Origin of the sequence: Vibrio sp. S9_S30, from assembly GCF_014694455.1 — a bacterium.
In the GTDB taxonomy this organism is placed as follows: Bacteria; Pseudomonadota; Gammaproteobacteria; order Enterobacterales; family Vibrionaceae; genus Vibrio.
This window is the reverse complement of record NZ_JAAUWT010000054.1, coordinates 1-4,428: the sequence shown is the minus strand read 5'-3', so window position 1 is coordinate 4,428 and position 4,428 is coordinate 1. Positions and strand designations below refer to the sequence as shown.

Sequence of the window (4,428 nt, the reverse complement as noted above, 5' to 3'; positions counted from 1 at the left end):
AACAAAAGCTTCAAACCGACAAACAACGCGTGGCATTTTTGGTCTGCGGTGATTTTAGTGTTTAATGCGTAATGCAGCGGCTTGTTTTGTGCGTTGTCTGCGGTTTAAGCTGGCGTTATAGCGCTTTGAAAATTCAAGGGTTGTCAGGTTATCGAAAGTTGCTGGCTTCAGCGTTTTTGAGTTCGCTTTCTCAACCAGCATCAAAATGGGAAAGCCGTCGCAAGCCAAGTCGTTTTAGGTTTTTCAAACCATTCCGGTTTACCGTATTTTGAAGTTTGGCTCTCTGCTTGTTTTTCAAAATCCTCGACCGAGTCGGTGTTTTGGGTTCTGTGGTCTGGTTGCAGAAGGCTTTGTTGGCTAAGATGCTGTTCATTGACTGCAAGCAAAGTGCTTCTCTGCCAAGTGAGTTTGTGTACTCGTTACGCTCTAACAAAAGCTTCAAACCGACAAACAACGCGTGGCATTTTTGGTTTGCGGTGAATTTAGTGTTTAAGGTGCAATGCAGCGGCTTGATTTGTGCGTTGTCTGCGGTTTAAGCTGGCGTTATGAAGCATCTAGAAAAATCCAGTAAAATTAGTGGCTAAGGTTCAAAGTTTGCGATTATTTTCATCATGATTTGGATCTTTCCCAATTGAAAATCCGTTGTGTTTCTTTGGTGAAATGCCGCTTGGGTTTCATCAAAAGGCAAATTGTCTGTTTGGGTATTTTTGCCAAGTGATTCTTTCTAGCAGCCATTTGCTGCACCGTGGTTTTCAAGGGGCGGCAGGACATTGAAAAACTCCAAGTTTGGTGGGCGTTTTAAGTCAACTCGTTGTGAGTTTATCGTGTAGCTGCCGGCATTTTGTGAATTGGCTCTGTGTCTCAACCATATGTATTTGCTGGAATTCCGAGGTTGCCGTAAAGTCCGTTCATAACAAACAATTCAAGCAGACCAAAAACGCGTGGCATTTTTAGTTTGCGTTGAGTTTTGTGTTTAGGGTAGTTTGCAGAAACAGCATTTGTACGTTTTTGGCTACTTAACTGGGCGTTATGAAGCATCTAGAAAAATCCAGCAAGATTAGAGGCTAAGGTTCAATGTTTGCTTTTCGTCTCATCATGATTTGAGTCTTTCCTAATTGAAAATTCGCTGTGTTTCTTTGGTGAAATGCCGCTTTAGTTTCATCGAAAGGCAAATTGGCTGTTTGGTTACTTTTGCCAAGTGGCTATTTCTAGCTGCCATTTGCTGTGCCGTGATTTTAGTGGGGCGGCAAGATATCGAAAAACTCAAAACTTGGTGCTCTCTTTCATTCAATTCGTTGTGGGTTTATCGAGTAGCTGCCAGCATTTTGTGAAATGGCTCGGTGTCTTAGGCTTCTGTATTTGCTGGGAAATCGAGGATGCCGTAAAGTCCGTTCATAACAAACAATTCAAGCAGACCAAAAACGTGTGGCATTTTTAGTTTGCGGTAAATTTAGTGATTAGGGTGGCTTGCAGAAGCGGTATTTATACGTTTTTGGCTACTTAATTTGGCGTTATAGCGCTTTGATAATTCAAGGGTTGTCAGGTTCTCGAAAATTGCTGGCTTCCGTGTTTCAAATTTTGATTTCTCAACCAGAATCAAGGTGGAAAAGTTGTAGCAATCCAAGTCGCTGCGGGATTTCATGCCAATTGGAAATTCCGGATTTTGAAGTTTGTTTTTCGGCTCGTTCTTGTAAATTCTTCGACTGGTTCGGTGTTTTGGGTATTGTGGTCTGGTTGCAGATACTCACTTTGGCTAAGATGTCATTCATTGAATGCAAGCTCAGTGCTTCATTGCCAAGTAAAGCCTGTTTGCTTGTATCGCTCTAACAAAAGCTTCAAACCGACAAACAACGTGTGGCATTTTTGGTTTGCGGTAATTTTAGTGTTTAAGGCGCAGTGCAGCGGCTTGATTTGTGCGTTGTCTGCGGTTTAAGCTGGCGTTATGGCTATTTTCAAATACCGAATTTAGCCTCAAGTCCTTTTGAAGCTCATATCATATTTACCCTTTGAATCCACAATAGAAAAGTAGCAAGACAGCAGCGATAACAGCAGTAACAATTAAATGTCCCCAAATTGGGAAAGAGAAGAAAACTAAAGACGTAATGAAACCGATAGCGAAACAGCTCAATACAGCATTAGGTGACTCTCGAAACAAATCACCTAACATGAAAATGCCGGCGCCGAGTAAGAAAATTGCTCCAATAACAATAGCGGCAGCAACAGGCCAATAAGTCATACACACCTCACAAAAAAATCGAAGGAATATAGTATGTATATGAGTCTTAATGCAAACTTTTTCTTGAGTAACTCTGTGAAATAACCATAACAAACTGTTCAAGAGGGATTCGCAACGCGTGGCATTTTTACCATGCGTTGATTTAAGTGATTAAGGTGTTATGCGGCGGCTTTGGTATTGCGTTGTTCACCCCTTAACAGGGCGTTATAGCGCTTTGAAAATTCAAGGGTTGTAAGGGTTTCGAAAGTTGCTGGTTTCAGTGGTTTTGGTCCAATTTCTCAGCCAACATCAAGGTGGTTAGCTCTGCCCAAACCAACTTGGTGCAAGCTTTCAAAACCAATTAGGAACACCGTATTTTGAAGCTTGGTTTTCAGGTTGCTCTTCTAAATTCTCGACTGAATCGGTGTTTTCGGTTGTGTGGTCTGGTTGCAGAAGCTCACTTTGGCTAAGATGTCGTTCATTGAATGCAAGCGAAGTGCTTCATTGCCAAGTAAAGCCTGTTTGCTTGTATCGCTCTAACAAACAATTCAAGCAGACCAAAAACGTGTGGCATTTTCAGTTTGCGGTGAGTTATGTGTTTAAGGTGATATGCAGAAACGGTATTTGTACGTTTTTGGCTACTTAATTGGGCGTTATAGCGCTTTGAGAATTCAAGAATTGTTAGGTTCTCGAAAGTTGCTGGCTTCAGTGTTTTTGAGTTCGATTCCTTAACTTGAATCAAGGTGGGAAATGCTCTGCAAACCAAGTTGCTGTGGGATTTCATGCCAATTAGAAATTCCGTATTTTGAAGTTTGGTTTTCGGCTCGTTCTTGTAAATTCTTCGACTGGTTCGGTGTTTTGGATATTGTGGTCTGGTTGCAGATACTCACTTTGGCTAAGATGTCATTCATTGAATGAAAGCTCAGTGCTTCATTGCCAAGTAAAGCCTGTTTGCTTGTATCGCTCTAACAAAAGCTTCAAACCGACAAACAACGCGTGGCATTTTTGGTTTGCGGTAAATTTAGTGTTTAAGGTGCAATGCAGCGGCTTGATTTGTGCGTTGTCTGCGGTTTAAGCTGGCGTTATAAAAGCAGCTAAGAAAATGTAGCAAAATTATGGGGTAAGGTTCAAAGTTCCCTTTTCTTATCATCATGATTCGAATCTTCCTCACCTGAATATTTGCAAGTTTCTTTGGTGAAATGCCGCTTGGATTTCATCGAAAGACAAATTGGCTGTTTGGTTACTTTTGCCAAGTGACCTTATCTAGCAGCCATTTGCTGCACCGTGATTTTAGTGGGGCGGCAGGTCATTGAAAAACTCCAAACTTGGCATGCGTTTTTAGTCAATTCGTTGTGGGTTTATCGAGTAGCTGCCAGCATTTTGTGAATTGGCTCTGTGTCTCAACCGTTTGTATTTGCTGGAATTCCGAGGTTGTCGTAAAGTCCGTTCATAACAAACAATTCAAGCAGACCAAAAACGTGTGGCATTTTTAGTTTGCGGTAAGTTTTGTGTTTACGGTGGCTTGCAGAAGCGGTATTTATACGTTTTTGGCTACTTAATTGGGCGTTATGAAGCATCTAGGAAAGTTCAGTAAAATTAGCAGTTAAGGTTCAATATTTGCTTTTCTTTTCATCATGATTTGAATCTTTCCCAATTGAAAATCCGTTGTGTTTCTTTGGAGAAATGCCGCTTGGGTTTCATCAAAAGGCAAATTGGCTGTTTGGGTATTTTTGCCAAGTGATTCTTTCTAGCAGCCATTTGCTGCGCCGTGATTTTTGCGGGGCGGCAGTGCATTGAAAAGCTCTAAACTTGGTGGGTGTTTCAAGTCAATTCGTTGCGGGTTTATCGTGTGGCTGCCGGCATTTTGTGAATTGGCTCTGTGTCTTAACCTTCTGTATTTGCTGGAATTCCGAGGTTGCCGTAAAGTCCGTTCATAACAAACAATTCAAGCAGACCAAAAACGTGTGGCATTTTTAGTTTGTGGTGAGTTTATTGTTTAGGGTGGTTTGCAGAAGCGGTATATGTACGTTTTTGGCTACTTAATTGGGCATTATAGCGCTTTGATAATTTAAAGGTTGTAAGGTTTTCGAAAATAGCTGGCTTCAGTGCTTCAAATTTCGATTCCTAAACCCGAATCAAGTTGGAAAAGTTGTCGCAAGCCAAGCCGTTGTGACTATTTCAAACCATTCCTGTTTACCGTATTTTGAAGTTTG

At 41.4% G+C, this 4,428-nt stretch carries 2 protein-coding genes; both read right to left on the bottom strand.

What is annotated here, in order from left to right; genetic code table 11:
* Nucleotides 1–200: 200 nt before the first annotated feature.
* Nucleotides 201–386 carry a hypothetical protein gene (locus tag HC752_RS23620; RefSeq protein WP_190337642.1) on the bottom strand — a complete coding sequence of 62 codons (186 nt, stop codon included), beginning with the start codon at nt 384–386 and terminating at the stop codon, nt 201–203.
* A gap of 1,613 nt (nt 387–1,999) precedes the next feature.
* Nucleotides 2,000–2,236, bottom strand: a complete 237-nt coding sequence (locus HC752_RS23610) for a hypothetical protein (protein WP_190337639.1) — start codon at nt 2,234–2,236, stop codon at nt 2,000–2,002.
* Nucleotides 2,237–4,428: the final 2,192 nt, after the last annotated feature.